Raw genomic sequence first — 25491 nt, forward strand, 5'->3', positions numbered from 1 at the left:
ACGTCGCGTCCGCGGCAGAACGGTCAGTGACCCGGGCCGCCGGTCAGCGGGCCCCGCTCGCCCTCGCCGGGGACCGCCGTCGCGCCGTCGCCGCCGGAGCCTCCGCCCGGGACGGGCGCCGCCGCGAGGCTCCTCCCGAGGCGGCTGTGCCGACGGCCGTACAGCACGTAGATCACGAGCCCGACGACCATCCACGCGAGGAACCGCAGCCAGGTCTCGAGGGGCAGGTTGATCATGAGCCAGCCGCACGCGACCACGCCGAGGATGGGGACGACCGGCGCGCCGGGGGTCCGGAACGCGCGCGGCAGGTCGGGGCGCGTGCGTCGCAGCACGAGCACGCCGAGGCACACGACCACGAAGGCGAACAGCGTGCCGATGCTCACGAGCTCGGACAGGGCCGAGAGCGGGACGAAGCCCGCGAGGATCGCCACCGCGCCCGCGACCACCACGGTGATGACCCACGGCGTGCCGAAGCGCGGGTGGACGCGCGCGAGCGACGGCGGCAGCAGGTGGTCGCGCGACATCGCGAACAGCACGCGCGTCTGACCGAGCATGAGCACGAGGATCACGCTCGTGATGCCCGCGACGGCTCCGAGGGCGATGAGCCGGGCCGCCCACGTGATGCCGACGGCCTCGAACGCCTCGGCGAGCGGTGCGCCGGTGTTGAGCTCGGTGTAGGGCACCATCCCGGTGAGGACGAACGACACCGCCATGTACAGCACGGTGCAGATCGCGAGCGAGCCGAGGATGCCGCGCGGCATGTCGCGCTGCGGGTTCTGCGTCTCCTCGGCGGTGGTGGCCACGATGTCGAAGCCGATGTACGCGAAGAACACGACGGAGGCCGCAGCGACGACCCCGAAGGCCCCGAAGTGCGTCGGCTCGAGCCCGAGGAACGCCTGCACGATCGGCTGGTGCAGCACGCTGCCGCGCGCGCCCTCGGCCGCCTCCGCGGGCGGGACGAACGGGGAGTAGTTCGCGGTGTCGACGTACATCGCGCCGAGGCCGATCACGAAGAGCACGATCGCGACCTTGACCACGACGAGCACGCCCGTGAACCGGCTCGAGGCCTTCGAGCCCCGGATGAGCAGCAGCGCCAGCACGACGACGATCGCGATCGCCGCGACGTCCGGCCGCGCCGCGTCGCCCGCGAGCCACGGCGGCAGGTCGAGCAGCGACGCGAGGTACGCGGACCAGCCTCGCGCGACGACGGCGGCGCCGAGCATGAGCTCGAGCAGCAGGTCCCACCCGATGATCCACGCCACGAGCTCCCCGAGGGTCGCGTAGGAGAACGTGTACGCGCTCCCCGCGACGGGCACGGTCGACGCCAGCTCGGCGTAGCAGAGCGCCGCGAGCCCGCAGGTGATCCCGGCCAGGAGGAACGACAGGACGACGGCGGGACCGGCGTTCGTCGCGGCCTGCTGACCGGTGAGGACGAAGATGCCGGTGCCGATGATGACCCCCACGCCGAACACCACGAGGTCCCAGGCCCGGAGCGTGCGCTTGAGGCGGTGGCCCGGCTCGTCGGTCTCGGCGATGGACTGCTCCACGGACTTCACTCGCCAGATGCCCGCCATGGGGACCCCCGCTGCTGCTCTCGCACGTGTCTTCCCGGTCGGCCCGACACTAGCGGCGCACCTCGGCGACCGCCCTGGGACGAGGGTCCGGCACCGGCCGGGGTCCGGTCCGCTACGGGGGAGGGCTCGCGCGGGAGGGTGGCTCCGCGGTGGCTCCGCGGTGGCGCCGGGCGGCGGCGCGGTCGACGCTGGGAGTCTGCCGACGACAGGAGCGCACGATGGGCGACGAGCTGCACAAGGGCGACGAGGTGACGTGGCGCAGCCACGGCACGACGGTCGAGGGGATGGTCGAGAAGAAGATCACGGCGGACACCGAGGCGGCCGGGCGCACCGTCCGCGCCTCGAAGGACGACCCGCAGTACCTCGTGCGCAGCGACAAGACGGGTCGTGAGGCGGTGCACAAGCCCTCGGCGCTCGAGAAGGACTGACCCCGGCGCGACGGGCGAACCGCTCCGGCGCGACGACACGCCGGGCGGTCCGGACGGGCCGGCGACGACGGCCGCCTCGGGGGACGCCCCGGTCTGTCCTGGTCAGGCCCGGCGCCCGAACAGGGCGAGCAGCCGCGTCTGCTGGTCCGCGCCGTCCGGCACGTCGAGCGGCCCGGCGAACACGGACCCGGGGCCGAGCTCGTCGGTGCGGTCGGACCACTCGACGAGCAGCCGGTCGACCGTCGAGGGATCCATGTCGTCCTCGACCCCGAGGCCGCGGGCGAGGTCCCACCCGTGCACCGCGAGGTCGGTGAGCATCTCGTCGAGGTAGTCGTGCGCCGCGGTCGGCCCCCGGCTCAGGTCGACGGTCCGGCCGAGCGCACCGGCCTCCGCGAACGCGGCCAGGGCGGCGGCGATCGCGGCGTCCCAGGCGGCGACCGGGTCCTCGCCGAGCACGTCGCCGTCGAACCGGTCCCCGACCTCGGCCACGGTCCGGCCGGCGAGGAGCTCGGGCGCCCACAGCTGCTCGGACGTGAGGTGGTTCACGAGGTCGCGGACCGTCCAGTCGGTGCAGGGCGTCGCCCTCCGCCACGCGGGGCTGTCGGGCGGGCCGACGCGGTGGACCAGGCGGGAGAAGCGCTCGGCGTTCACACGGTGCAGGCTCAGCAGCTCGTCCATGTCCCCAGGGTGCTCCGGGCCGCCGGGACGCGCTCGCCGGGCGGCCCCCCCGGCCCCCGCCGTACGGTGGCCTCTCGACCGTCACGCGGACTCGGGAGGCACTCATGGGCTCGGTCAAGCTGCGTCACCTGCCGGCGCGCGCGGCGATCGGCGCGTACGTCCTGGACTCGGGGCTGAGCAAGCGGGGGGCCGACGCGGAGACCGCGGCGGGCCTGCACGGGATGGCCGCGCAGGCGTACCCGTTCCTCGCCGACGTCGACCCGCGCACCTTCGTCCGGCTGCTCTCGGCGGCGGAGATCGCGCTCGGCGCCGCGCTGCTCCTCCCGGTCGTGCCGACGGGGCTCGCCGCCGCCGGCCTCACGGCCTTCTCGGGCGGGCTCGTCGGGCTGTACCTGAAGACACCCGGCATGACGCGGGAGGACGGCATCCGGCCCAGCCAGGAGGGCATCGGGCTCGCGAAGGACGTGTTCATGCTCGGCAGCGCCGTGGGACTGCTGGTCGACGTGGCGGGGGACCGCGCGCGGACGGCGGCCACGCGCCTGCGGCCGTCGCTCCGACGCAGCTCCTAGGGCAGCCCGCTCGGCCCGTCGGCGCGCCGGTACCCGCGCACGTGCTCGACGACGAAGTCCTTCGGGTAGGGCCCGGGCGGCGGGCCGCCGTCGGGCGCCGGGAACGCGTACACGTTCAGCATGAGCTGCATCGGGTACGCGGGGGACTGCGCGACCCGGGTGACGTGCACGCCGTCGACGAGGAAGTCGACGTGCTCGGGCGTCCAGTCGACGGCGTAGGTGTGCGCCTCGCGCGCGTCGATCGCGACGGGGTGCGCGGCGAACTCGTCGACGATCGTGGGGTCGCCGAAGGGGTGCACGCCCATGCCGACGAGCGCGCGGTCGGGGCGGACGTCCCGGCCGAAGATCTCCGCGACGCAGATCTCCGCCGAGCGCTCGGGCGTGTCCTCGACGCCGATCATCCACAGGGCGACCATCGCCGCGGGGTCGTCGGTCGCGCGGGCGCGCATCTCGACCCAGCCGTACTGCGGGGTCCAGAGCCGTTGCTCCTCCTGGGCCTCGCGCACGACCGCGTCGGGGTGGAACCGGTGCTGACCGACGCGGCTGCCGACGGGACCCGACAGCACCCCCGTCTGGAGCGAGGAGACGCGCAGCTGCCCGTCGAGGTCGGGGCACCACGGCGGCTGGTCCGCCTCGACGCGCAGCCGCAGCGTGCCGTCCCCGAGCACGTACCGGGCGGCCGACTCGGCGCGCGAGCTCCACTGCGGCAGGTAGTGCGGGACCCACCGGGCCGGGTCGAGCGTCGTGCCGTCGAAGGTGTCCTCGAGCTCGAGGACGTAGCGGTCGGGGTCGGGCGGGCCACCGGACGCGGGCGCGGGCCCTGGGGTCACGCGCGGTCCCGGGCCCACGGCACCTCGGCCAGGGTCCGCCCGGTCTCGACGAACGTCTTGAGGTTGGACAGCACGGCCGCCCACCCGGAGGCGGCCTGCCGGCGATCCTCCTCGGTGAGGTCGACGTGCGTGACCGTCAGCCGGGTGATCGTGCCGTAGCGCGCGACGTCGAACGTCACGCGCGAGGCGCCCTCGACAAGGTCATCGCCGGGCAGCGCCCAGGTCGTCACGAGCCGGTGCGGGGGCTCGCTCTCGAGCACCGTGCCCACGACGTCGGCCGTCCCGCTGCCGTCGGTGCGCCGGTGCTCCCAGCCGGAGCCCACCTGCCAGTCGGACACGTTGCTGTGGCCCCAGTACTGCGCGGTCAGGTCGGCGTCGGTGAGCGCCTCCCAGACCCGCTCCGGGGTCGCGTCGATGTAGGTCACGTACACGAACGCCGGCGTCTCGGCCATGGCGTCCTCCGCTCGTCGTCGTAGGTCGCTGAGGGCCCGCAGCCGCGGGCGCTCGAACTTGTCGATCCACCGCTCCTGGATCTCGTGGAGGGGGACGGGGTTGAGGTAGTGCAGCCGGGCCCGGCCCTGCCGCACGGTGCTGACGAGGTTCGCGGCCTCGAGCAGGTCGAGGTGCTGAGTCACGGACTGCCGAGCCATCCCGGTGCCGTCGGCGAGCTCGCCGAGCGTCTGACCGTTCCGCTCGTGCAGCCGGTCGAGCAGCAGGCGGCGCGTGCGGTCGGCGAGCGCCTTGAACACGTCGTCCACGTCGTCGGCCACACCTCACGTTAGGCAGGTATATACCTGCATGTCAAGGACGGCGGTTCGGCTCAGCCCGCGAAGAACGCCGCGAGCGCCTCGGTCAGCGGGCCGGGGGCCTCCTCCGCCACGTGGTGCCCCGAGTCGATCCCGTGACCGCGCACGTCCCGCGCCCAGTCGCGCCAGATCCGCAGCGGGTCCCCGTAGAGCTGCTCCAGGTCGTCGCGCGTCGACCACAGCACGAGCAGCGGCGGCTCGACCCGGCGCCCGGCGGCCCGGTCGGCCTCCTCGTCGCGCCGGTCGACCGTGAGCCCGGCGCGGTAGTCCTCGAGCATCCCGCGCACGACCTCCGGGTCCCGCACCGCCGCACGCCACTCGGCGTGGTTCTCGGGCCCCATCACCTCGGGGTCGCCGCGGTACCAGGCGTCCGGGTCCGCGGTGATCACGCGCTCCGGGATCCCGGGCTGGGCGTAGAAGAACCAGTGCCACCAGGCGGTCGCGAACCGCGCGTCCGCGCGGGCGAGGTGCTCGCTGATCGGCAGGCAGTCGAGGAGCGCGACGCGGTCCACGACGTCGGGGTGGTCCAGCGCCAGACGCAGCGCGGCGTAGCTGCCGCGGTCGTGCCCGGCGACGCCGAAGCGCTCGTGCCCGAGTGCCCGCATCGCCGTGCGCAGCCGCTCCGCGACCGCGCGCTTGGAGTGCGGCTCGTGCCCGGGGGCGGGCACCGGCTTCCCCGACCGCCCGTATCCGGGCAGGTCCGGGCACACGACCGTGAACCCGCGCTCGACGAGCAGGGGCGCGACGCGGTGCCACGTCGCCGACGTGCGCGGGTGCCCGTGCAGCAGCAGCACCGCCGGACCGCTGCCGCCGTGACGCACCAGCAGGTCCACGTCGCCGGCGGGGACCCGGTCCTCCGCGAAGCCGTCGAACACGCCTCAGTCCCGCGGGCTCAGCACGCAGAACTCGTTGCCCTCGGGGTCGGCGAGCACGATCCACGAGACGTCGGCGCCCTGCCCCACGTCCGCCCGCGTCGCCCCGAGCGCGAGCAGCCGCTCGACCGCCTCCGCTTGGTCCTCGCCGGCGCGCGGCGCGAGGTCGAGGTGCAGCCGGTTCTTGACCTGCTTGCGCTCGGGCACCGCGCCGAAGCACAGCCCGGGGCCGCGCTCCTCGACGGGGACGTCCCGCGACGCGTCGAACGCGTGCGGCGGGACGAGCATCGACTCCTCGCCGGACTCGTACGCTACGACCCAGCCGAGCACCTGCGCCCACCACGCTGTCTGTGCGCGCACGTCGGTGCAGTCGACCTCCACGGAGTACCAGCGGACGGGCATGGGTGTGCTCCTCGTCGTCGGGCCTCGCGGACGCCCCTCCACGCACCGGGCCGGCCGCCGTTGACCCCTGTCTACCGGCGCCCGCCCACACGCGCCGCCCGTGGCCCACGGGTGCCGGGCGCCGGGGCCGCCGGCGGCCGCCGGGACCCGCCGTCCCGACCCGCTCGTTCCGGACCCCGCACCCGCGCGCTCTGCTCGCCGACCCGGCCCTCGACGGCGACCTCCCCGTGGTGCTCCTGGGCGACCTCAACGCCGGCCCGGGCACGCCCGAGCCCGCGCCGCTCGACGCCGTCGCGACCGACCTGTGGACCGCGGGCGGCGGGGACCCGGACGCCGTGACGCTCAGCTCCGCGGTGCCCTTCGCGCCGCTCGAGGCCGTCAAGCAGGTCGACCGCCGCATCGACCACGCGTACGCCCGCCCCGGGCGACCGGGCGGGGCGGGCGTCGCGCACGGCAGCGTGCTCGCGGGCACGGCGGAGGTCGACGGCGTGCTGCCGTCGGACCACGACGCGGTCGTGACCGACCTCGAGGTGTGAGGTCGCTGCCGGGCCGCGGGGGAGGGCCGGCACGCCGCGGACGCCGGCCCTGCCCGGGGAGGATCACGTCAGGACGAGACGTCCGCCGTCGTGAACCGGCTCCACGCGAGCGCGCCGAAAAGGACGACCCACGCGCCCTGCACCGCGAGCCCCTGTGCCAGCACGTCCCAGCCCACCTCGACGCGCAGGAACTCCGCGAAGTCGAGCCAGTGGTGCGTGAGCAGCCCGCCGTGGATCGCGGAGAGCTGCGGCAGCGTGTCGAGCACCGCGGAGACGATCGCGACGACGACGGTCGCCGCCATGGCCCCGACCGGCACCTCGGTGAGCGTCGAGAGGAAGAGCCCGACGGCCACGAGCCCGGTCATCGACAGCGCGACGTACGCGACGACGCCGGCCATGCGCGCGATGCCGTCGCCGAGCGGGATCGTCGACCCGGACAGCAGCGCGACGTCGTCGAGCCCGAAGTACGCCGCGCCCGCCACGAACGCGACGACCGCGATCGCGAGGACCGCCGCGCCGGCGAACGCGAGCGCGCCGAGCGCCTTGACGCCGAGCAGCCGCGTGCGCGAGACCGGCACGGTCAGCAGGTAGCGCAGCGTGCCCGCGGACGCCTCGCCCGCCACGGCGTCGCCCGACGCGATGCCGATGGTCAGCGGGAGCAGGAACGGCAGGCACAGGAACAGCGCGGCGACCACGAGGAACAGCCCGTTGCCGGTGACCCGCCCCACGAACCCGGGCCCCTGGCCGCCGAGCGCCGAGTCCTGCGTGACGAACAGCACCGTGCCGAGCAGCAGCGGCACGGCGGCGAGCCCGGCGAGCAGCACCTGGTTGCGGCGCCGGCCGAACACGAGCCGGAGCTCGCTGCGCATGAGCCGCGCCCACGCACCGCGCCGGCGCACGGCGGGGACCGGCGGCGTCGACGTCCGTGCGGCGGCGGCGCCGTCGAGGACCTCAGCGTGCGACATCGAAGCCCTCCCCGGTCAGCTCCACGAAGACCTGCTCGAGGCTCGGCCGCGTGACCTCGAGCCCCACGAGGTCGAGCCCCGCGTGCACGATCGCCGCCGAGATCTTCTCGGGCGGCGTGCTCGCGAGGAGGGCACGCAGCGTCGGCCCGTCGGTGGTGACCTCGGTGAGCCCGAGGCCCGTGAGGACCTCCGCCACGGCGCCCACGTGCGCGAGCGACGTCGTGACGCCCACGTGCGCCGTGCCGCGGTCCGTCAGCGCCTGGCGCTCGCCCTGCAGCAGCAGGTGGCCGCGGCTCATGATCCCGATGTGCGTGCAGACCTGCTCGATCTCCGCGAGCAGGTGCGAGGAGACCAGCACGGTCGTGCCGGCGTCGGCGAGCTCCCGCACGAGGTGGCGGACCTCGCGGGTGCCCTGCGGGTCGAGCCCGTTGGTCGGCTCGTCGAGCACGAGGAGCTCGCGCGGGCGCAGCAGCGCGGCGGCGAGGCCGAGGCGCTGCTTCATGCCGAGCGAGTACTGCCGGTACGGCTTCGCGGCGGCGGCGGAGAGCCCGACGCGCTCGAGCGCGTCCTCGCTGCGCCGGTGCGACGTGCGCGGGTCGGCCGTCGCGTCGCTCGCGTCGAGCCGGGCGAGGTTGGCCCGGCCGGTGAGGTACGGGTGGAACGCGGGGCCCTCGACGAGCGCACCCACGCGCGGGAGCACCGTGGCGCCCGCCTCGGGCATCGCACCGTCGAGCAGCCACGCCCGCCCGCTGGTCGGGCGCACGAGCCCGAGCAGCATGCGGATCGTCGTCGTCTTGCCCGAGCCGTTCGGGCCGAGGAAGCCGTACACCGAGCCACGGGGCACGCGCAGACCGATCCCGTCGACCGCCACCTGCCCCGACCGGAAGCGCTTGGTCAGGCCGTCGGTCCGCACCGCGAGGTCGTGGTCGCCGGGCGCGCCGCCGACGGCGGGCAGCTGTGCGCTGCCCGCCGTCGCGGTCACGTCCGACGCCACGGTGGTCCCCGTCACGCCATCCCGCGCAGGACGTCCGCGGGGACCGCCCCGGCCAGGACGCGGCCGTCGGTCGTGACGAGCACGCTCAGCAGCGACGAGCTGAGCAGCCGGCCCTCGGGGACCTCGGTCGTGAGCTGCTCGTAGAGCGCGCTCGTGTCGAGGTCCGGCACGCCGTGCTGGCCGTTCTCGTCGGTCGGCGCGAACTCCTGGATGAGGTCCTGCGCGCTCTCGGAGCCGAAGCTCTTCCCCGCGCCCGGGACGCTCGTGAGCGCGGCCGGGTCGCCCGCGACGAGGTTGGCGACGTCGAGCCCGGTGACCTCGGTGACCGACTCCCAGCCGGTGCCGGTGACCGTGACGCCCGGGGGCAGCTCCTGCGCGTCCTTGGCCGAGGGCACCTGCGCGAGGTCCGCGGCGCTCGGCAGCGGGACCTCGACGTCCTTGACGCTCGCACCCGCCGGGGCGGAGAACGCGAGCACCGCGTCGTCGGGGGCCTCGAACGCGACGTCGGTGAAGCCGACCTCGAGGGCCGGGGCGCCGTCGTCCTGCGTGCTCCAGACCTGCACGCGCAGCGGCGTCGACGTCTCGGCGTCGACCGCGACCACGGTGCGGGCGACGAGCGTGTCGGCGCCGCCCTTGGGCGTCACGACGAGCTGGTAGGCGTCGCGCCCGGCGACCGTCAGCTCGGCGTCGAGCGTGACCGAGGAGAACTGCTCGGCCTGCGCGAGCACGTGCCCGGCGACCTCGTCGGGCGTCGGCAGCTCGCCCGCGACCTCGGGGAGCGACCCGGCGCGCGCCTGCTCGGCGAGCGCGTCGTAGCGGGTCTGGTCCTCGGGGCTCAGCGCGTAGTGCACGACCTCCTCGTCGGAGCTCGAGTACGTCCACGCCTCGGCGCCGTCCCGGACCACCGAGTACTCGGAGACCGAGCCCAGCAGCGAGACGCGCGAGCGCTCCGTCCCGTCGGTCCAGACGCGCAGCGTCGAGCTGCCGCCGAGCAGGGCGATCGGGTCGGCGCCACCGACCTCGCCGAACGGGATCTCGGGGAGCCCGAGGCGCGCGGTGTAGACGAGCGTGCCGCTCATCGGGACGGGCTGGGCGGCGGCGACGGAGCTGATGAGCTCGGCCGGGGTCACGTCGGGCAGGCCCTCGGCGCCCGCGGAGGCGAGCAGCGGGGGTGCGACGAAGGCGCCCGCGACGGCCACGGCGGCGACGGCCGGGACCGCCCAGCGGGCGCGCTGGGAGAAGGTTCGGGGAGTGCTCGAGGGCTCGGTCGTCTCGGTCATGGCTCCACTGTGCGCCCCGGCGGCTGAGGGCGCGCTGAGAGGCCGTCCGGTCCGGCTGTGGGGTCCGCGGCGCGCGCGGTGGGATGCTCCTCCTGTGCGGGTCCTGGTGGTCGACGACGAACGCGGGCTCGTGCGCGCCCTGCACCGCGGGCTGACGGCCGAGGGCTTCGCGGTCGACGTCGCGTTCGACGGCGCGACCGGGCTGCACCTCGCGACCGAGAACGAGTACGACGCGATCGTGCTCGACATCATGCTGCCGCGCCGCAACGGCTACGACGTCGTCACCGACCTGCGGGCGCTGGGCGTCTGGACGCCCGTGCTGCTCCTGAGCGCCAAGGACGGGGAGCACGACGTCGCCGACGGGCTCGACGTCGGCGCGGACGACTACCTCACGAAGCCGTTCTCGTTCGTGGTCCTCGTGGCCCGCCTGCGCGCGCTCGTGCGCCGGCCCGCGCACGCCCGGCCCGCCGTCCTGCAGGTGGGCGACGTGGTGCTCGACCCCGCGACGCGCGTCGTGACCCGCGCGGGCGAGGTCGTCGCGCTCACGACCCGTGAGACCGCGCTGCTCGAGTACCTCATGCGCCACGCCGACCGCGTCGTCGGCAAGGTCGAGCTGCGCGACCACGTGTGGGACGGCTCGGGGGAGGACCTCAACGTCGTCGAGGTCTACGTCGGGTACCTGCGGCGCAAGCTCGGGCGGGACGTCGTCGCGACCGTGCGCGGTGCGGGGTACCGCGCGGCCGGATGACCGGGCCGGGTGCGCCCGGGACCGAGCCTGTGCCGGCCCGCGGTCCGGGGCGCTGGTCGCTGCGCCTGCGGCTGACCCTGCTCACCTCGGGCGTGCTGTGCGCGGGCCTCGCCGCCGGCGCACTCATCCTGACGAACGTGCTCTCGGTCAGCCGGGTCGACGCGCTCGACGACATCGCGCGCGACCGGGCGCTCACGGTGGCGACGCTCGTGGGCGACGACCGGCTGCCCGAGGCACTCCCGGTCGGTGAGCCGGGGGAGCTCGTCCAGCTCCTCGACGCGGACGGCGCCGTCGTCGCGTCGTCCCCGAACGCGAGCCGCACGCTCCCGGTGCTGCCGCCGGACGCGGTGCGCGGGCTGCGCGCCGAGGCGGCCGCGACCGGCGACGTCCTCGTCACCGGGACCGACCGCAGCGCCTACGACGGGGACGCCCGCGTCGCGGTCCTCGCCGAGACCTACCGGGACGCCCCGGTGACGGTCGTCGCGACCGTGCCGCTCGCGGAGGTGCGCGGGCTGCTCGACGCCCTCCGGCTCGCGCTCGTCGGCGTCGTCCCGGTCCTCACCGCGCTGCTCGCCGTCGTGATCTGGACCGTCCTCGGGCGGGCCCTGCACCCCGTCGAGCAGCTCCGGCAGGCGGCCGCGCAGGTCGCCCGGACCGGGGGCCCGGGCTCGCTCCCGGTGCGGCGCGCGCACGACGAGCTCGGTGCCCTGACGCGGACGCTCAACGAGATGCTCGACCGGCTCGAGGTCGCCGCCGCCCGGCAGCGCACGTTCGTCGGCGACGCCGCGCACGAGCTGCGCTCGCCGCTCGCGTCGCTGCGGACCTCGATCGAGGTGGCCCGCGCGCACCCCGACGCCTACACCGGCGCCGAGCTCGCGGAGGACCTCGAGGGCGAGGTGCTGCGCATGCAGGCGCTCGTCGACGACCTCCTGCTGCTCGCGCGCGTGGGGTCGACGCGCGCCCAGCGTGTCGAGCTCGACCTCCTCGACGTCGTGCGGGGCGCCGCCGAGGCGTCCGGGGCGGTCGCGGCGCGCGCGGACGTGAACGTCGCCGTCAGCGGCTCGGGCCGCGCGCACGCCGACCCCGCGGCGGCGCTCCGCGTCGTGCGCAACCTGCTCGACAACGCCGTCCGGCACGCGGCGGGGCGCGTCGAGGTCACCGTCGAGGACGGTGCGATCACCGTGGACGACGACGGCGCCGGGATCCCGGCGGCGGACCGCGAGCGCGTGTTCGAGCGCTTCGTGCGGCTCGACGACGCCCGCGAGCGCGAGGCGGGCGGCAGCGGGCTCGGGCTGGCGATCGCGCGGGAGGTCGCGCGCGAGAACGGGGGCGACGTGGAGCTCGGTGACGCGCCGCTCGGCGGTGCGCGCGCGGTGCTGCGGCTGCCGCGCTGAGACCCTGCTGCGGGCCGAGGCGTCCCCGCGCAGACTGGCGGCGATGAGCTCGACAGCGCGCCGCACGCCGGCCTTCCTCGACCGCCGGTCGCTCGCCGGGGTCTACCTGCCCGCGCTCGTGTTCCAGGTCGGCATCGGCGCGGCCGTGCCGATGGTCGCCGTGACCGCGTCGCAGCGCGGTGCGTCGCTCGCGCTCGCCGGGCTGCTCGCCGCGATGGTCGGCGTCGGGCAGATCCTCGGCGACGTGCCCGCGGGCTGGCTCGCGTCGCGGGTCGGTGACCGCCGGGCGATGCTCGTCGCCTCGGGCGTCGCGGCGCTCACGCTCACGGGTGCGGCGCTGTCCCGGGACCTGCTCGTGCTGGCCGTGTCCGTGCTCGGCACCGGTGCGACGGCGTCGGTGTACCAGCTCGCCCGGCAGTCGTACCTGACCGAGATCACCCCGGTCGAGACCCGCGCCCGGGCGCTGTCGACGCTCGGCGGGGTGAGCCGCATCGGGTCGTTCCTCGGGCCGTTCGCCGGGGCGCTCGCGGTGCACCTCGGCGGGACGTCCGCGGCGTTCGGCCTCGCGGTGGTCACCGCGCTGCTCGCGGGTGCCGTCGTGCTGGCGGTGCCGGACGCCGCGGGGGCCGAGACGGTGCGGCGGCGCACCGCGGCTCGGGTCCCGGTGCGTGCGGTGCTGCGGGCGCACCGCCGCGTCCTCACCTCGCTCGGGGTGGCCGTGCTGCTCGTCGGCGCGGTGCGCGGTGCGCGTCAGGTCGTCCTGCCGCTCTGGTCCGAGCACCTCGGGCTCGCGCCCGCCACGACGAGCCTCGTGTTCGGGCTCTCGGGCGCCGTCGACATGCTGCTCTTCTACCCCGCGGGCCACCTCATGGACCGCCGCGGGCGGCTGTGGATCGCGGTCCCGTCGATGCTCGTCATGGGTGTCGCCCTGCTGCTCCTCCCGCTCGCCGGGACGCTGCCCGCGCTGGCGGTCGCGGCGATGGCGCTGGGCCTCGGGAACGGCATCGGCTCCGGGCTGCTCATGACGCTCGGCGCGGACGTCGCGCCGCCGGCGGCGCGCTCGCAGTTCCTCGGGGCGTGGCGGCTCCTGCAGGACTCCGGGGTCGCCGCCGGCCCGCTCGTCGTCGCCGGGGGCGCGGCGCTCGGCAGCCTCGCGCTCGGTGTGGCCGCGACCGGCGGGCTCGCGCTGCTCGCCACGGCGGCGCTCGTGCTCACCGTGCCGCGCTGGTCGCCGCACGCGAACCGCCGCACGCGCGAGGCCGCGGGGCTCGCCCGCGACGGGACGCCGGGCTGACGCCGGACGCCGCCCCACCCGGCTCGGGCGGGACGGCGTCCGTGGGCCGGGTCCGCCCCGCTCAGTGCGGCGGGTGGATGCTGACGATGCCGGTGCGCAGCCGCTGCGGCTCGCTCAGGTCGAGGTCGAACCCGGCCGACGGCCGGTTGTCGTACACCGTGCCGGCCCCCGGGTTCGGTCCCGCAGCGAGGTCCCAGACCACGGTGCGGAAGGCGTCCGCCCCGCCCGGGCACCCGCTCGTGGCGCGCGTGGTGCACCCGTAGAAGACGAAGCCGTAGCGCCCCGACCGGCCCTGCAGCGTGCCGGTGCCCTTGGCGGCGACCTTCCCGTCCGGGGTCACGACCAGCCAGTCGACCCCTCGGTCGCCGGCGTCGAACCGGTAGGCGGCGTCGCTCCCCGCGACCCAGGTCTTCGCCGTCGCCACCGGTCGGGTGTCGTCCGAGTGGTAGTACTGCGCTCGCAGGTGGAACCACACGTCCTCGCGGGACCCCGTGCCGACCAGCGAACCCGAGGGTGACGCGATCGAGCCGTCGGTGTTGGCCCAGCCGGCGTCCGGGTCGTACACGACGACCATGACGTCCCCGGTGCCCTGCCCGGCGTCGTCGTCGGTCACCGCGAGGTCGATCGTGAACATCCCGGCGTGCCGGTAGGTGTGCGTGGCCACGCAGCCCGCCGACCCGGTGGCCGTGACGTCCTCCGACGTGCCGTCGTCCCACCGGATGCGGCACGTGTGGGTGTCGTTCGTGCCCGGGTCGGTGATGGGGGCACGCACGGTGACGCTCTCCCCGGCCCGGAACAGCTGCCAGTCCACCGGGGAGGCCGGCTGCCCCGCCGCAGCGGCCACCGCCGGGGCGGCACCGGCGGCTGCGACGCCGAGCGGCGCGCGCTGACCCGTCGTCCCGCCGACCGACGGGGCCACGTTGGCCGTGACCACCTGCGCGGAGTCGCTGACCGCGCCGTTCACGCCGTCGTTCGCCGTGAGCGTGAGGCGGAAGGTCCCGTCGTCGTTGCAGGTGACGGTGGTCCGCAACGACGTGGGTTCGGCGAAGGTGCACGCGCCGCCCGTGTCCACGCCGGACACCGGCTCGCTGCTCCAGCGCACCCCTGGCGTGCCGCCGTCGTCGCTGGCGAAGCCGGCGATGCTGATCGGCGCCCCCTCGTCGCCGCGGAGGTCCGGCCCGGCCCCGACGACCGGCGGCTGGTCCGTGCTCCCGCCGGGCTTCTCGCCCGTGTAGTTGAGCAGGGTGCCGTCGTCGCCGCCCAGCCCCTGGTCGGTGCGCAGCCGCAGCACGTACAGCCCGTGCAGACCCCGGACGGTGCGCTCGCACTCGCATCCCTCGCCGCCGACCGCGTCCCCCGCGTCCACGACGGTCCCGTTCGCCGCGTCGACGAGCTCCCAGTGGACGGTCGACCCGAGCTTGGCCGAGAGGTCGACGCGCACCCAGTTCTCGGTGCGGTGGGCCCACACCGGGCGGTCGGTCTCGCACGTGAGCTGCGTCGAGAAGATGTCGCAGCTGTCGTCCTGGTAGTCGACGCACGAGCCGTCGCCGTGGAGCTCACGGATGCCGCAGTTGACCACCTCGCCGATGCGGTCCAGGCGCTCGATCCCGTTGAGCGGCAGCGGCGTGAAGGGCAGCTCCGCGTTGTCGTCGCTCAGCAGCGACAGCACGTAGTCGTACCCGGCGCGCCCCCCGCTCACGTGGCCCGTCGATGTCACGTGCCACTCGTCGTCCTCCCCGCCCAGCTTGGAGAAGCCGATCTTGACGGCGCGCTCGGTCCCGGGCGGGGCCGACGACGTCACGCCGTACTTGCGTTCCGCCCGCCGGAGGAGGTCGAGCGCGTACTCCCGGCGGGAGTCCTCGATGAGGTCGTTCGGGTAGGCGAACAGCTTGAAGAGGGTGACCTGGTCACGGGCGGTGGTGTAGGTGTCGCCGAAGGCACCGCCGTCGTCCGGGTACGTCCCCGTCGTCCCGGCGGCCTCGAGGAAGTTGCGGAACGCCGTGCAGGGCCGGACGTTGCTGTTGTCGTCGGGGTCGCCGTCGCCGTCCTTGCCGCAGCCCAGGCTGTCCCGCCAGAGCGCGAGGGCGGTCTCGTTGTCGGACTCGATGATCATCTTCTCGACCTGGGGACGCTCGGCGTCCGTGAGCGCCTGCGGCCGGGCCAGCAGCGCCGCCATGATCGCGGCCTTCACGAGGCTGGCGGTCTGGTAGCCGGTCGACTCGTCGCTCCAGCACTCCGTCCCGGTGACCCGGTCGTAGAACGCGACGCCGGGCTGGTCGACGAATCCGTTGTGCACCTGGGACCCCGTGTTGACCGCTGCCCGCACGACGTCGGCCAGGCGACCGGCCAGCTCGGGGTGCTCCTCGGAGGTGCACGTGACGTCCGGCGCCTCGGTGAACACCGCTGCCTGCGCCACGGCCGGTGTGCCGACGATGCCGCCAATGGCCAGCAGCACGGCCGTCAGGACGAGCGCCGTGCGTGGTCCTCGCTGTCTCATGATCCCCCCCGTCGCGACGGGTGAGCGCCCGTCCGTCACTCACGCCCCCTGCGTGACGCGGGTCACACTAGCGGCAGAATCGGACATTTCGCCAGGACGAGCCGCGCCCGGCCGCCACCCTCGCCGGTCGGCGTGCCCGGGCCCCTCCGTGCGTCGGGCCCGGCCGGTCCGCCTGCTCAGTCCAGCCGCGCCGGGTCGACCAGACCCCAGTACGCGGGCTTGGCCTGCAGGTCACCGTCGAAGAGCAGCGGCGCCTCGTACGGGCGCTCGGTCGGCCAGGCGCGCAGCCAGCTCCGCGCGTCGTAGAGCCCCCACACGCTCAGCGACGAGACGGCGCCGGGGTGCCGGCGGAACGCGGCGAGGAGGTCCTGGTAGTACAGGCCCTGCTCGTCGAGGCGCTCGCGCGGGGTGTGGTCGAGGGCCTCGTCGGGCGACTCCGCGATCGCGACGTCGAGCTCCGTGACGGCCTGCCGGACGCCGAGGTCCGCGAACGTCGCGATCGTGTCCTCGATCCGCGAGACCGGGACGCCCAGGTTCACGTGCATCTGGTGGCCGACCCCGTCGACCGGCACGCCCTCGTCGAGCAGCCGGCGCACCACGTCCGCCGCGGCGCGCCGCTTCGCCGCGCCCTCGGTGCCGTAGTCGTTGAGGTACAGCACCGTGTCGGGGCCGAAGGCCTCGCGCGCGATCCGGAACGCGTGCGCGACGTACTCCGGGCCGAGCACCGCGTACCACTGGTTGCGGCGCAGGCCGTCGTCCTCCTCGGGGTCGATCGCCTCGTTGACGACGTCCCACGTGCGGACCGGGTTCGCGTCGCCGTAGCGCTCCTGGAGGTGGTCCGCGACCGCCCGCACGTGCGCCTCGAGCCGCGCGAGCAGCAGCGCCTGGTCCTCTGCGCTCGGGCCGAGCTCCCGGCCGTCGGCCGCCCGGAAGAACCAGTCGGGGGTCGAGCGGTGCCACACGAGGGTGTGGCCGTGCACGGCGAGCCCGTGCTCGACGGCGAAGTCGAGCACCTGGTCGGCCTGCTCGAACGTGAACTCGCCCTCGTGGGGCTGCAGGCTCGTGGGCTTGAGCGCGTTCTCGGGCGTGATCGTCGAGAAGTGGCGGGTCAGGAGCTCCGCGGGTGCGCCCTCGAGGTCCTGGCGCCCGACGGCGGTGCCGACCGGGAAGTCGGCGGCGAGGGCGTCGCGCAGCGCGGGGATGTCGGTCTGCACCGGGGGCGCCTCCTTGGTCACGGTGACGTCGTCCACGAGCAGGTCGGCGAGCGTCCCCGTCGACTCGACGTAGAGCTCGGGGTGCTGCGAGCCCTCGGGCAGCGTGTACGCGGTGCGCAGCTCGACCCAGGCGTCGGTGCCCACGGGGGTGTGCACGAGGTGGTCGTAGACGCGCTCACCGTCGGCGTCGCGCCGGACGGTGAGCTGGAGCTCGTCGGCCTCGCCACCGGCGGCGACCGCCCGGTCACCGGTGTCGCCGGTCTCGTCGCCACCGGCGTCCGCCGCTGCCGGCTCGGTCCCCGCCGCGCCTGGCGCCAGGCGCACCCACACCGACAGCGTGTGCTCCGTGCCGGGGGTGACGACGCCCTGGAGGTCGAGCAGCGCGCCGTTCCACGCCTCGGTCCGTCCGCTCACGAGCAGGCTCGACGCGCCGCTGCGGGCGTCACCCTCGCGGGTCGTGACCTCGGCGGTCCCGAGCCCCTCCCAGCCGTCGGTGCCGTCCTCGAACTCGCTCGACAGGACGGTGCTCACGCGCTCGGGCGCGGCGGCGGTGCTGGCGGGTGCCGCGGCGGTGGGCTCGGGCTCCTGGCTCGGCGAGAGCGGCCCGGCGAGCAGGACCACGACGAGGACGAGGGCGCCGGCCGCGAGGATCAGCGCAGGGATGAGGCGTCGCACGACGGCGCAGCTCCCCCCGGTCGGTGGCACGTCGGTGACCCCACCGTAGGCAGACGGACGCCACCCGGAGCAAGTGCGTCACGGCGCCCGAGCGGGCACCGTGACGCACCGCACACGGGTGGCGTCCGCTACGTCCTGGTCTGGGTCAGTGCACCCCGGCGGGCGCCGACCCGGCGTCCACCGCTCCCCGCTCGGCCTTCGGCACGCGCACCGCGAACGCCGCGGGGATCGCGAGCACCGAGATCACCGCACCGACCAGGAACGCGGCGTGCACGCCGCCCGCCATCGACGTGACGGGACCGGCGCCGGTCTCGGTGAGCGTGGCCGCCCGCGCGGTGAGCACGGTGACGAACAGCGCCGTCCCCGCGGCGCCCGCGACCTGCTGGACGGTGCCGACCATCGCGCTGCCGTGCGAGTACAGGTTCGGCGTGAGCGAGCCGAGCGACGCGGTGAACAGCGGCGTGAACATGAGCGCGAGCCCGACGCTGAGCACGACGTGCCCTGTGAGCAGCAGCCACGGCGAGCTCTGCTCCCCGAGCGTGGCGAGCAGCCATGCCGCGACGCTGACGATCGTCGCCCCCGGCACGAGCAGCACGCGCGGCCCGAACCGGTCGTACGCGCGGCCCACCGACGGCGCCAGGAAGCCCATGAGCAGCCCGCCCGGCAGCATGAGCAGGCCGGTCTGCAGCGCCTCGAGCCCAAGCACCTGCTGGGCGTAGAGCGGCAGCAGGATGATCGTGCCGAACAGCGACATCATGCTGATCGCCATGAGCACGATCGCCACCGTGAACACCGGGGAGCGGAAGGTGCGCAGGTCGAGCAGCGCCGCGTCGGTCCGCTGCAGCACGAGCTGGCGTGCGACGAACAGCCCGAGGGTAACGAGCCCGACACCGAGCGCGGTCCACGCCGCGCTCGCCCCGCCGCCCGCGGCCGACTCCCCGACACGGCTGAGGCCGTACACGATCCCACCGAACGCGAGCGCCGAGAGGACGACCGAGACGACGTCGACGCGGGCCTCGCGCGGCGTCGTGAGGTTGACGAGGCGGGCGGCACCGAGCGCGAGCGCGCCCACGGCGATCGGGAGCACGAGCCCGAACAGCCAGCGCCAGTCGAGCACGCTGAGCACGAAGCCGGAGATCGTCGGGCCGAGCGCCGGCGCGACCGAGATCACGACGGAGATGTTGCCCATCGTCCGACCGCGGCTCGCGGGCGGGGTCACGGTCATCACCGTCGTCATGAGCAGCGGCATCATGATCGCCGTGCCGCTCGCCTGGACGACCCGGCCGAGCAGGAGCACCTCGAACCCGGGCGCGAGCGCGCAGACCAGCGTCCCGACGCTGAACAGGCCCATCGCCGCGAGGAACGCCGCGCGCGTCGTCGTGCGCTGCAGCACGAAGCCCGTGACCGGGATGACCACGGCCATCGTCAGCATGAACGCGGTCGTGACCCACTGGGCCGCGCTCGCGGTGATGCTGAGGTCCTCCATGAGCCGCGGGAGGGCGACCCCCATGACGGTCTCGTTGAGGATGACGACGAACGCGGACACGAGGAGCAGCGAGACGGCCGTGCGGTCGCGGGCCGTCATGCGGTCGGGGGAGTGGTCCGGCGCGTGGCCGGACGGGAGGTCGGTCCCGGTGGCGCCCGGTGGGGTGCTCGGGGCCGGTTCGGTCCGGGTCTGGGTCACAAGTCACACCTGTCGGTCGGGAGGAACGGGGCTGCGCGGCGTCGCGCGGTGCACGTCGCGCCGGTGGTGCGGCGCGGGCGGGGAGCCACCAGTGTGCTGGTCCCCACCGACACCGGTCGACCTGTTTGCGGGCGAGAACTCATCGGTCGCTGCACGTCGATCTCGTGGGCGGCCGTTCGTGTAAAAGGTGAGAGGCCGGCGCAGGGTCGGCCGAGATCCCCAAGGAGGGGTTCCCATGACGCAGTACCTCCTCAGCGTGATGCAGCCCGACGGCCCGGCGCCCGAGCCGGAGGCGCTCGCGCCGATCATGGCGGCGGTCGAGGAGCTCGACGCCGAGCTGCGCGCCGCCGGCGTCTGGCTGTTCACGGGCGGCCTGCACGACGCGAGCACCGCGACGGTCCTGCGCGCGAAGGACGACGAGGTGCTCGTGACCGACGGCCCGTACCTCGAGGGCAAGGAGCACCTCGGGGGCCTCACGGTCATCGACGTCCCGGACCTCGACGTGGCGCTCGACTGGGGTCGTCGCATGGCGCAGGCGACAACGCTCCCCGTGGAGGTCCGCCCTTTCCAGTTCGCGCAGGGGCGCTGACCGTCGCATGACCACGATCGGCCTCGCGGACGTCGAGCGCGTGTTCCGTGAGGAGCACGGGCGGGCCGTGGCGGTCCTGACCCGCGTCCTCGGCGACCTGGACCTCGCCGAGGACGCGGTGCAGGACGCGTTCGCCGCGGCCGTCGAGCGCTGGCCCGCGACCGGGCTGCCGCCGAGCCCGGCGGGCTGGATCCTCACGACCGCCCGCCGCAGGGCGATCGACCGGATCCGGCGCGAGTCCAGCCGTGCGGACCGCCACGCGCAGGCCGCGCTCCTGCACGCCCCGCCCGAGCCCGTCGAGGAGGGCCCCGTGCACGACGACCGGCTCCGCCTGGTGTTCACCTGTTGCCACCCTGCGCTCTCCCCGGCGGCGCGCGTCGCGCTCACGCTGCGGATGGTCGGCGGGCTCACGACCACCGAGATCGCCCGTGCGTTCCTCGTCGAGGAGCCGACGATGGCGCAGCGGCTCGTGCGCGCGAAGGGCAAGATCCGCGACGCCCGCATCCCGTACCGGGTCCCGGACGACGCCGAGCTGCCCGACCGGCTCCGTGCGGTGCTCGCGGTCGTGTACCTCGTGTTCACCGAGGGGCACACCGCGAGCGCGGGCGACGCGCTCGTGCGTGCCGACCTGTGCGCGGAGGCGGTCCGGCTCGCACGGCTGCTCGCCGAGCTCATGCCCGACGAGGAGGAGGTCGCGGGCCTGCTCGCGCTGCTCCTGCTCGTCGACTCCCGCCGAGCCGCCCGGACCGCGCCCGACGGCGCGCTCGTGCCCCTCGCGGAGCAGGACCGGAGCCGGTGGGACCGCGCGCTCGTCGCCGAGGGGCAGGACCTCGTCCGGTGGTGCCTGCGCCGCGGGCGACCGGGGCCGTACCAGGTGCAGGCGGCGATCCAGGCGGTGCACGCCGACGCCCCGGACGTCGCCTCGACCGACTGGGCGCAGGTGCTCGCGCTCTACGACCACCTGCTGACCCTCACCGGATCACCGGTCGTCGCGCTCAACCGGGCGGTCGCGGTCGCGGAGGTCGAGGGTCCCGAGGTGGCGCTCGCGGCCGTCGACCCGCTGGGCCTCACGACGTTCCACGTCTTCCACGCGGTGCGCGCCGACCTGCTGCGCCGGCTCGGCCGCCGGGGCGACGCGGTGGCGGCGTACGACGAGGCGCTCGCCCGGTGCGCCAACGCGGCCGAGCGGGCGTTCCTCGAGCGGCGCCGGAGCGAGCTCGTCTGAGCGCGTCGCCGCGGGGACCGCGCGGGCACCGTGGTGACCGGGGAAAGAGGCGGTCGGCGGACCGAGCCGGGCACCGATGAGTTCCGCGCGCCTGCCCGGTCTCCCCGGTGTCCGCCGCCCGAGCCCCGAGAAGGCAGGTCCCCGTGCCGCTGCTGCGTGTCCACAACCTCGCGATGTCGCTCGACGGCTACGTCGCCGGCCCGCACCAGGGCCTGGAGCACCCGCTCGGTGTCGGCGGCGAGCGCCTGCACGACTGGCAGTTCGCGACCCCCTCGTTCCACGGCGGCGAGGGGCGGGACGGCGACACCGCGGGCGAGCGGGGCGTCGACGACGGCTTCGTGCGGCGCGGCGAGACGGGGATCGGCGCCACGCTCATGGGCCGGAACATGTTCGGACCGGTGCGCGGGCCGTGGCCCGACGAGTCCTGGCGCGGCTGGTGGGGGCCGAACCCGCCCTTCCACCACCCGGTGGTCGTCCTGACGCACCACCCGCGCCCCGCGCTGACGATGGAGGGCGGGACGACGTTCCACTTCGTCGACGACCCGGAGCTCGCCCTGGAGCGGGCGTTCGAGGCGGCGGACGGCCGGGACGTGCGGCTCGGCGGCGGCGCGCGGACCGTCCGGCTGTACCTGCGCGCCGGCCGGGTCGACGAGCTGCACCTCGTGGTCGTCCCCGTCTTCCTCGGGGCGGGCGAGCGGCTGTTCGACGACCTCGACGGCGGCCCGACGGGCTTCACGTGCACCGAGCTCGTGAGCTCACCGGCGGTGACGCACGTGCAGCTCGTCCGGACGGGGCAGGACGGGTGACCCGGGCGGGTCTCACGACCCCTCGCGCACCGACCCCGAGCCGTCGACGTCCGACGTCACCCGCGCGCCGCCCGTGTGCGTGACCGACCCGCTCCCGGACACGCTCGCCTCGAGCGTCCCGGTGACGTCCACCGTGGCGTCGCCCGACCCCTCGACCGCCACCGCCGCCTCGCGGGTCCGCAGAGCCGCGGCGTCGTAGCCCCCGGACCCGGCGACGGTGACGCGCTGCACGTCCGCGGTGCCGGCGAGCGTGATCCGGCCGGAACCCTGGCTGCTCGCGTCGACCTGGTCCACGTCGACGCCCTCGACGACCACGTCGCCCGACCCCTCGAGCAGGACCGCGAGCTCGTCGCGCGTCGCGACGTCGCCGTCGACCCGCACGTCCCCGGAGCCCTCGAGCCGGATCGCGTCGAGGTGGTCGACCACGAGGCGGTACTCGACCGTGCCGGTGCGCGACCAGCCGGGCCGGTCGTCGTGGTCGAGCACGAGGACGCCGTCGCGCACCTCGCTCGTGAGCCGGGGCAGGACGTTGCGGCCCGCGGTGACGGTGAGCGACGGCTCGTCGCCGTGCTCGATCACGAGGGTCCCGGACGTCGAGAGCTCGACGGCGGTGACGCCGTCGGCAGGGCGCTCCTCCGTGGTGGACGGACCGAACGCCGCCGCCCCGCACCCGGTGAGCAGGAGCAGGGCACCGACGGAGGTGACGGCGAGCACGGGACGCAGCGACATGGGTGACCTCACGTTGAGCACGTGGCCCGGGACGTCCGGACCGTGCTCCACGCTCGCACCGTGCGGGGGCCGGGTCATCGGGTACGTCCCTGACCCGGCCCCTGAACGACCCCTGAGGGGTGCCGGTGCGGGGTCAGTCGCGCGGGACCACGCGGTGCAGCGCGGCGAGCACGACGCTCGCGGACCGCTGCGCGGCGTCGTCGACGTGCGTGAGGAAGTCGTCGTTCGCCGCGGGGCCGCACAGGTCGGAGATGCCGCGCACCGAGAGGAACGGGACCCCGTACAGGTGGCAGGTCTGCGCGAGCGCCGCGGTCTCCATGTCGGTCGAGAGCGCGTCGGGGAACGAGGCGCGGACCGCGTCCACGAGCGAGGCGTCGATGAACGCGTCGCCCGAGAGCATCGTCCCCGCGCGCACGGTGAGGCCGTCGTGGGGGACGGCGAGGGTCGCCTCGAGGAGCGCCTCGTTCGCGACGAACCGCGCCGGCATCCCGGGGACCTGCCCGAGCGCGTAGCCGAACGCGCGCGCGTCGGCGCCCGAGTACACGAACTCGGTGCCGACCACGACGTCGCCGACGCGGACCTGCTCGCCGACGCCGCCGGCGCTCCCCGCGCTGATCACGACGCTGGGGCGGGTCCCGCTGATCGCGACGGCCGCGGCCGTCGCCGAGCTGACGAGCCCGATGCCGCACTGCACGAGCAGGACCCCGCGGCTCTCGACCGACAGGACCCGGTGCAGCGCGTGCCCGACCTGGGCGACGGGGCCGACGAAGTCCGCGCGCTCGACGAACGCCTCGGCCTCGTCGGCCATCGCGGTCACGACGACCGCGTCGACGGCGATCACGCGGTCACCTGGCTCCACCCGTCGCGCGCGGCGAGGAACGTGCGGGCCGCCTCCTGCGCGCCCTCGAGCGTGTGGTTCGCGCCCCAGCCGCACTGCACCTCGTTCGCGGCGGGGACCTCGGTCGCCCGCGTGACGTCCTCGAGCGTCTCCTGGACGAGGCCCATGACGGCCTCCGGCTCCCACTCGCCCTCGAGGATCAGGTAGAAGCCCGTCTGGCAGCCCATCGGGGAGAAGTCGATGACCTGGGTCGAGTGGTTGCGCGAGTGCTCCGCGAACAGGTGCTCGAGCGAGTGCACGACCGGCATCTCGAGGTGGCCCTGGTTGGGCTGCGTGAAGCGCACGTCGAACTTGCTCAGGACGTCGCCCGCCGGGAGGACCTTGCGGTCCGCGAGGCGGATGTAGGGCGCGGCGACGGTGCGGTGGTCGAGGTTGAACGACTCGACGTTCATGCGGGGCTGGTTCACGGTCGGCCTTCTCGTCAGGACGGGCGGGGTTCGCCCCATTGTGTCGCACGCGTCCGTCACGGCGTCGGCGTGCTCGCGTCCGGTCCTCGTGCCGCCCGGGTCGTCGACGCCGCCGACCTGCCCGCGCACGCCCGGCGGGGCTAGCGTGCTGTGCATGGTCCACCGCAGCGCGAGCACCCCGTCCGTCGTCGCCGTCACCGGGGGGTACGTCGTCCCCGTCGCCTCCGAGCCGCTCGACGCCGGCACCGTCCTCATCGAGGACGGGCGCATCGTCGCCGTCGGCCTCGACGTCGCGGTGCCCGACGGCGCGCACGTGGTCGACGCGACCGGCCGCTGGGTGCTGCCCGGCTTCGTCGAGGCGCACGGGCACGTCGGCATCTGGGAGGAGGGCGAGGGTGTCGCGGGGGACGACGTCAACGAGATGACGGGACCGGACATGGCGGCGGTGCGCGCGGTCGACGCGGTGAACATCGACGACGAGGGCTTCCGCGACGCGCTCGCGGGCGGGGTCACGTCGGTCGTCGTCAAGCCGGGGTCGGGCAACCCGATCGGCGGGCAGACCGTCGCGATCAAGTCGTGGGGCGGGCGCACGATCGACGAGCAGGTCCTCTCGGCCTCCGTGAGCGTGAAGTCGGCCCTCGGCGAGAACCCCAAGCGCGTGTACCGCGAGAAGGGGCAGACGCCGTCGACCCGCCTCGGGGTCGCGAAGGTCATCCGCGAGGCGTTCGTCAAGGCGCAGCACTACGCCGCCGCGCGGGCCGCAGCCGCCACCAAGGGGGAGCCGTTCGCACGCGACCTCGGCCTGGAGACCCTGGTGCGGGTGCTCGACGGCGAGCTCGCGTGGGACCAGCACTGCCACCGCCACGACGACATCGCGACCGCGATCCGGCTCGCGGACGAGTTCGGCTACCGGCTCGTCGTCAACCACGGCACGGAGGGCCACAAGATCGCGGACGTGCTCGCCGAGCGCGGGATCCCGGTGATCTACGGCCCCATGCTCACCAACCGCTCCAAGGTCGAGCTGCGCGACCGCGGCATCGAGCACCTCGCGACGCTCGCGGCCGCCGGCGTGCGCGTCGCCATCACGACCGACCACCCCGTCGTGCCGGTGAACTTCCTCGTGCACCAGGCGACCTTCGCGGTCAAGGAGGGGCTGCCGCGCGCGACCGCCCTCGAGGCCCTCACCGTGAACCCCGCGGCGATCCTCGGGCTCGACGAGCGGGTCGGGTCGCTGCGCCCGGGGCTCGACGGCGACGTCGTGGTCTGGTCCGGCGACCCGCTCGACGTGCACGCCCGCGTCGAGCACGTCCTCATCGAGGGCGTGAGCGTCTACGCGTGGGACGACGCCGCGCAGGCCGGCCGGGTCGTCGAGCGCCGCGAGCGCTTCGCGGGCTGAG

General features: G+C 75.1%; 25 protein-coding genes. 10 read left to right on the top strand and 15 right to left on the bottom strand.

Annotation, left to right across the window (positions count from 1 at the left end; translation table 11 throughout):
* Nucleotides 1-23: 23 nt before the first annotated feature.
* On the bottom strand, nucleotides 24-1574 hold the full coding sequence (locus NXY84_RS07735; protein ID WP_258726523.1) for an amino acid permease: 1551 nt from the start codon (nucleotides 1572-1574) through the stop codon (nucleotides 24-26).
* A 218-nt stretch (nucleotides 1575-1792) separates the two neighbouring features.
* Here NXY84_RS07735 and NXY84_RS07740 point away from each other — a divergent pair, with 218 nt between their 5' ends.
* On the top strand, nucleotides 1793-2002 hold the full coding sequence (locus NXY84_RS07740) for a DUF2945 domain-containing protein (RefSeq protein ID WP_258726524.1): 210 nt from the start codon (nucleotides 1793-1795) through the stop codon (nucleotides 2000-2002).
* Nucleotides 2003-2104: 102 nt separating this feature from the next.
* On the opposite strand, the gene NXY84_RS07745 is transcribed toward NXY84_RS07740, so the two are convergent.
* The gene (locus NXY84_RS07745) at nucleotides 2105-2680 is read right to left on the bottom strand and encodes a TIGR03086 family metal-binding protein (RefSeq protein ID WP_258726525.1); all 576 of its coding nucleotides are present in this window, start codon (nucleotides 2678-2680) and stop codon (nucleotides 2105-2107) included.
* Nucleotides 2681-2784: 104 nt separating this feature from the next.
* Here NXY84_RS07745 and NXY84_RS07750 point away from each other — a divergent pair, with 104 nt between their 5' ends.
* A complete protein-coding gene (locus NXY84_RS07750; protein WP_258726526.1) occupies nucleotides 2785-3249 on the top strand; it encodes a hypothetical protein in 465 nt (154 codons plus the stop codon).
* On the opposite strand, the gene NXY84_RS07755 is transcribed toward NXY84_RS07750, so the two are convergent.
* The 4 genes from NXY84_RS07755 to NXY84_RS07770 are packed head-to-tail and all read right to left on the bottom strand — an operon-like array spanning nucleotide 3246 to nucleotide 6159.
* On the bottom strand, nucleotides 3246-4079 hold the full coding sequence (locus NXY84_RS07755; RefSeq protein ID WP_258726527.1) for a glycoside hydrolase family 16 protein: 834 nt from the start codon (nucleotides 4077-4079) through the stop codon (nucleotides 3246-3248). The two genes, NXY84_RS07750 and NXY84_RS07755, sit on opposite strands and share 4 nt — an antisense overlap.
* The gene (locus NXY84_RS07760; RefSeq protein ID WP_258726528.1) at nucleotides 4076-4849 is read right to left on the bottom strand and encodes an ArsR/SmtB family transcription factor; all 774 of its coding nucleotides are present in this window, start codon (nucleotides 4847-4849) and stop codon (nucleotides 4076-4078) included. Before NXY84_RS07760 ends, NXY84_RS07755 begins: the two co-directional genes overlap by 4 nt.
* A 50-nt stretch (nucleotides 4850-4899) precedes the next feature.
* Nucleotides 4900-5760 carry an alpha/beta fold hydrolase gene (locus NXY84_RS07765; protein WP_258726529.1) on the bottom strand — a complete coding sequence of 287 codons (861 nt, stop codon included), beginning with the start codon at nucleotides 5758-5760 and terminating at the stop codon, nucleotides 4900-4902.
* A 3-nt stretch (nucleotides 5761-5763) separates the two neighbouring features.
* Nucleotides 5764-6159 carry a VOC family protein gene (locus NXY84_RS07770; protein ID WP_258726530.1) on the bottom strand — a complete coding sequence of 132 codons (396 nt, stop codon included), beginning with the start codon at nucleotides 6157-6159 and terminating at the stop codon, nucleotides 5764-5766.
* Nucleotides 6160-6386: 227 nt separating this feature from the next.
* Between NXY84_RS07770 and NXY84_RS07775 the strand changes: the two genes are divergently transcribed.
* Nucleotides 6387-6695, top strand: coding sequence for a hypothetical protein (locus NXY84_RS07775; RefSeq protein WP_258726531.1), 309 nt, complete (start codon nucleotides 6387-6389; stop codon nucleotides 6693-6695).
* 68 nt (nucleotides 6696-6763) lie between these two features.
* On the opposite strand, the gene NXY84_RS07780 is transcribed toward NXY84_RS07775, so the two are convergent.
* From NXY84_RS07780 to NXY84_RS07790, 3 genes are read right to left on the bottom strand one after another with little or no spacing between them, the layout of a single operon-like run.
* Entirely contained in the window at nucleotides 6764-7660 is an 897-nt protein-coding gene (locus NXY84_RS07780) for an ABC transporter permease (RefSeq protein ID WP_258726532.1), read from the bottom strand.
* Nucleotides 7647-8615, bottom strand: coding sequence for an ABC transporter ATP-binding protein (locus NXY84_RS07785; protein WP_258727146.1), 969 nt, complete (start codon nucleotides 8613-8615; stop codon nucleotides 7647-7649). The genes NXY84_RS07780 and NXY84_RS07785 overlap by 14 nt, the downstream gene beginning before the upstream one ends.
* A 50-nt stretch (nucleotides 8616-8665) precedes the next feature.
* The gene (locus NXY84_RS07790; protein WP_258726533.1) at nucleotides 8666-9934 is read right to left on the bottom strand and encodes a LolA family protein; all 1269 of its coding nucleotides are present in this window, start codon (nucleotides 9932-9934) and stop codon (nucleotides 8666-8668) included.
* Nucleotides 9935-10028: 94 nt separating this feature from the next.
* Here NXY84_RS07790 and NXY84_RS07795 point away from each other — a divergent pair, with 94 nt between their 5' ends.
* Genes NXY84_RS07795 through NXY84_RS07805 form a run of 3 tightly spaced genes read left to right on the top strand, consistent with a single transcriptional unit; the run spans nucleotide 10029 to nucleotide 13370 of the window.
* Nucleotides 10029-10682, top strand: a complete 654-nt coding sequence (locus tag NXY84_RS07795) for a response regulator transcription factor (protein ID WP_034629455.1) — start codon at nucleotides 10029-10031, stop codon at nucleotides 10680-10682.
* Nucleotides 10679-12076: a HAMP domain-containing histidine kinase gene (locus tag NXY84_RS07800; protein WP_258726534.1), complete on the top strand. Its 1398-nt coding sequence runs from the start codon at nucleotides 10679-10681 to the stop codon at nucleotides 12074-12076. Before NXY84_RS07795 ends, NXY84_RS07800 begins: the two co-directional genes overlap by 4 nt.
* Before the next feature lie 43 nt (nucleotides 12077-12119).
* Nucleotides 12120-13370, top strand: coding sequence for an MFS transporter (locus NXY84_RS07805; RefSeq protein WP_258726535.1), 1251 nt, complete (start codon nucleotides 12120-12122; stop codon nucleotides 13368-13370).
* Between the two features lie 61 nt (nucleotides 13371-13431).
* Here NXY84_RS07805 and NXY84_RS07810 read toward each other — a convergent pair whose 3' ends face one another.
* The 3 genes from NXY84_RS07810 to NXY84_RS07820 all read right to left on the bottom strand — a co-directional run bounded on the left by NXY84_RS07810 (nucleotide 13432) and on the right by NXY84_RS07820 (nucleotide 19341).
* Nucleotides 13432-15867, bottom strand: coding sequence for a PKD domain-containing protein (locus tag NXY84_RS07810; protein ID WP_258726536.1), 2436 nt, complete (start codon nucleotides 15865-15867; stop codon nucleotides 13432-13434).
* 176 nt (nucleotides 15868-16043) lie between these two features.
* On the bottom strand, nucleotides 16044-17756 hold the full coding sequence (locus NXY84_RS07815; RefSeq protein ID WP_258726537.1) for an endo-1,4-beta-xylanase: 1713 nt from the start codon (nucleotides 17754-17756) through the stop codon (nucleotides 16044-16046).
* Between the two features lie 145 nt (nucleotides 17757-17901).
* Complete coding sequence (locus NXY84_RS07820; RefSeq protein WP_258727147.1) at nucleotides 17902-19341, bottom strand: MDR family MFS transporter; 1440 nt, start codon at nucleotides 19339-19341, stop codon at nucleotides 17902-17904.
* Between the two features lie 334 nt (nucleotides 19342-19675).
* On the opposite strand from NXY84_RS07820, the gene NXY84_RS07825 reads away from it, so the two are divergent.
* From NXY84_RS07825 to NXY84_RS07835, 3 genes are all read left to right on the top strand, one after another.
* Nucleotides 19676-20029 carry a YciI family protein gene (locus NXY84_RS07825; RefSeq protein WP_258726538.1) on the top strand — a complete coding sequence of 118 codons (354 nt, stop codon included), beginning with the start codon at nucleotides 19676-19678 and terminating at the stop codon, nucleotides 20027-20029.
* Nucleotides 20030-20036: 7 nt separating this feature from the next.
* A complete protein-coding gene (locus NXY84_RS07830) occupies nucleotides 20037-21254 on the top strand; it encodes an RNA polymerase sigma factor (protein WP_258726539.1) in 1218 nt (405 codons plus the stop codon).
* Between the two features lie 143 nt (nucleotides 21255-21397).
* Nucleotides 21398-22060: a dihydrofolate reductase family protein gene (locus NXY84_RS07835; RefSeq protein WP_258726540.1), complete on the top strand. Its 663-nt coding sequence runs from the start codon at nucleotides 21398-21400 to the stop codon at nucleotides 22058-22060.
* Between the two features lie 12 nt (nucleotides 22061-22072).
* On the opposite strand, the gene NXY84_RS07840 is transcribed toward NXY84_RS07835, so the two are convergent.
* From NXY84_RS07840 to NXY84_RS07850, 3 genes are all read right to left on the bottom strand, one after another.
* On the bottom strand, nucleotides 22073-22840 hold the full coding sequence (locus tag NXY84_RS07840; protein WP_258726541.1) for a head GIN domain-containing protein: 768 nt from the start codon (nucleotides 22838-22840) through the stop codon (nucleotides 22073-22075).
* 82 nt (nucleotides 22841-22922) lie between these two features.
* Complete coding sequence (gene mtnN, locus NXY84_RS07845; RefSeq protein WP_258726542.1) at nucleotides 22923-23630, bottom strand: 5'-methylthioadenosine/S-adenosylhomocysteine nucleosidase; 708 nt, start codon at nucleotides 23628-23630, stop codon at nucleotides 22923-22925.
* Entirely contained in the window at nucleotides 23627-24079 is a 453-nt protein-coding gene (locus NXY84_RS07850; protein WP_258727148.1) for an S-ribosylhomocysteine lyase, read from the bottom strand. Before NXY84_RS07850 ends, mtnN begins: the two co-directional genes overlap by 4 nt.
* A gap of 169 nt (nucleotides 24080-24248) precedes the next feature.
* Here NXY84_RS07850 and NXY84_RS07855 point away from each other — a divergent pair, with 169 nt between their 5' ends.
* A complete protein-coding gene (locus tag NXY84_RS07855) occupies nucleotides 24249-25490 on the top strand; it encodes an amidohydrolase (protein WP_258726543.1) in 1242 nt (413 codons plus the stop codon).
* Nucleotide 25491 lies beyond the last annotated feature (1 nt).

Origin of the sequence: Cellulomonas sp. NS3 (assembly GCF_024757985.1) — a bacterium.
Taxonomy (GTDB): domain Bacteria; phylum Actinomycetota; class Actinomycetes; order Actinomycetales; family Cellulomonadaceae; genus Cellulomonas_A.

Excerpts from the sequence above, each read along its gene's own strand:
- NXY84_RS07735 (WP_258726523.1), bottom strand. The coding sequence starts at position 1,574 with ATGGCGGGCATCTGGCGAGTGAAGTCCGTGGAGCAGTCCATCGCCGAG.
- NXY84_RS07740 (WP_258726524.1), top strand. The coding sequence starts at position 1,793 with ATGGGCGACGAGCTGCACAAGGGCGACGAGGTGACGTGGCGCAGCCAC.
- NXY84_RS07745 (WP_258726525.1), bottom strand. The coding sequence starts at position 2,680 with ATGGACGAGCTGCTGAGCCTGCACCGTGTGAACGCCGAGCGCTTCTCC.
- NXY84_RS07750 (WP_258726526.1), top strand. The coding sequence starts at position 2,785 with ATGGGCTCGGTCAAGCTGCGTCACCTGCCGGCGCGCGCGGCGATCGGC.
- NXY84_RS07770 (WP_258726530.1), bottom strand. The coding sequence starts at position 6,159 with ATGCCCGTCCGCTGGTACTCCGTGGAGGTCGACTGCACCGACGTGCGC.
- NXY84_RS07780 (WP_258726532.1), bottom strand. The coding sequence starts at position 7,660 with ATGTCGCACGCTGAGGTCCTCGACGGCGCCGCCGCCGCACGGACGTCG.
- NXY84_RS07790 (WP_258726533.1), bottom strand. The coding sequence starts at position 9,934 with ATGACCGAGACGACCGAGCCCTCGAGCACTCCCCGAACCTTCTCCCAG.
- NXY84_RS07800 (WP_258726534.1), top strand. The coding sequence starts at position 10,679 with ATGACCGGGCCGGGTGCGCCCGGGACCGAGCCTGTGCCGGCCCGCGGT.
- NXY84_RS07805 (WP_258726535.1), top strand. The coding sequence starts at position 12,120 with ATGAGCTCGACAGCGCGCCGCACGCCGGCCTTCCTCGACCGCCGGTCG.
- NXY84_RS07810 (WP_258726536.1), bottom strand. The coding sequence starts at position 15,867 with ATGAGACAGCGAGGACCACGCACGGCGCTCGTCCTGACGGCCGTGCTG.
- NXY84_RS07820 (WP_258727147.1), bottom strand. The coding sequence starts at position 19,341 with ATGACGGCCCGCGACCGCACGGCCGTCTCGCTGCTCCTCGTGTCCGCG.
- NXY84_RS07825 (WP_258726538.1), top strand. The coding sequence starts at position 19,676 with ATGACGCAGTACCTCCTCAGCGTGATGCAGCCCGACGGCCCGGCGCCC.
- NXY84_RS07830 (WP_258726539.1), top strand. The coding sequence starts at position 20,037 with ATGACCACGATCGGCCTCGCGGACGTCGAGCGCGTGTTCCGTGAGGAG.
- NXY84_RS07850 (WP_258727148.1), bottom strand. The coding sequence starts at position 24,079 with ATGAACGTCGAGTCGTTCAACCTCGACCACCGCACCGTCGCCGCGCCC.
- NXY84_RS07855 (WP_258726543.1), top strand. The coding sequence starts at position 24,249 with ATGGTCCACCGCAGCGCGAGCACCCCGTCCGTCGTCGCCGTCACCGGG.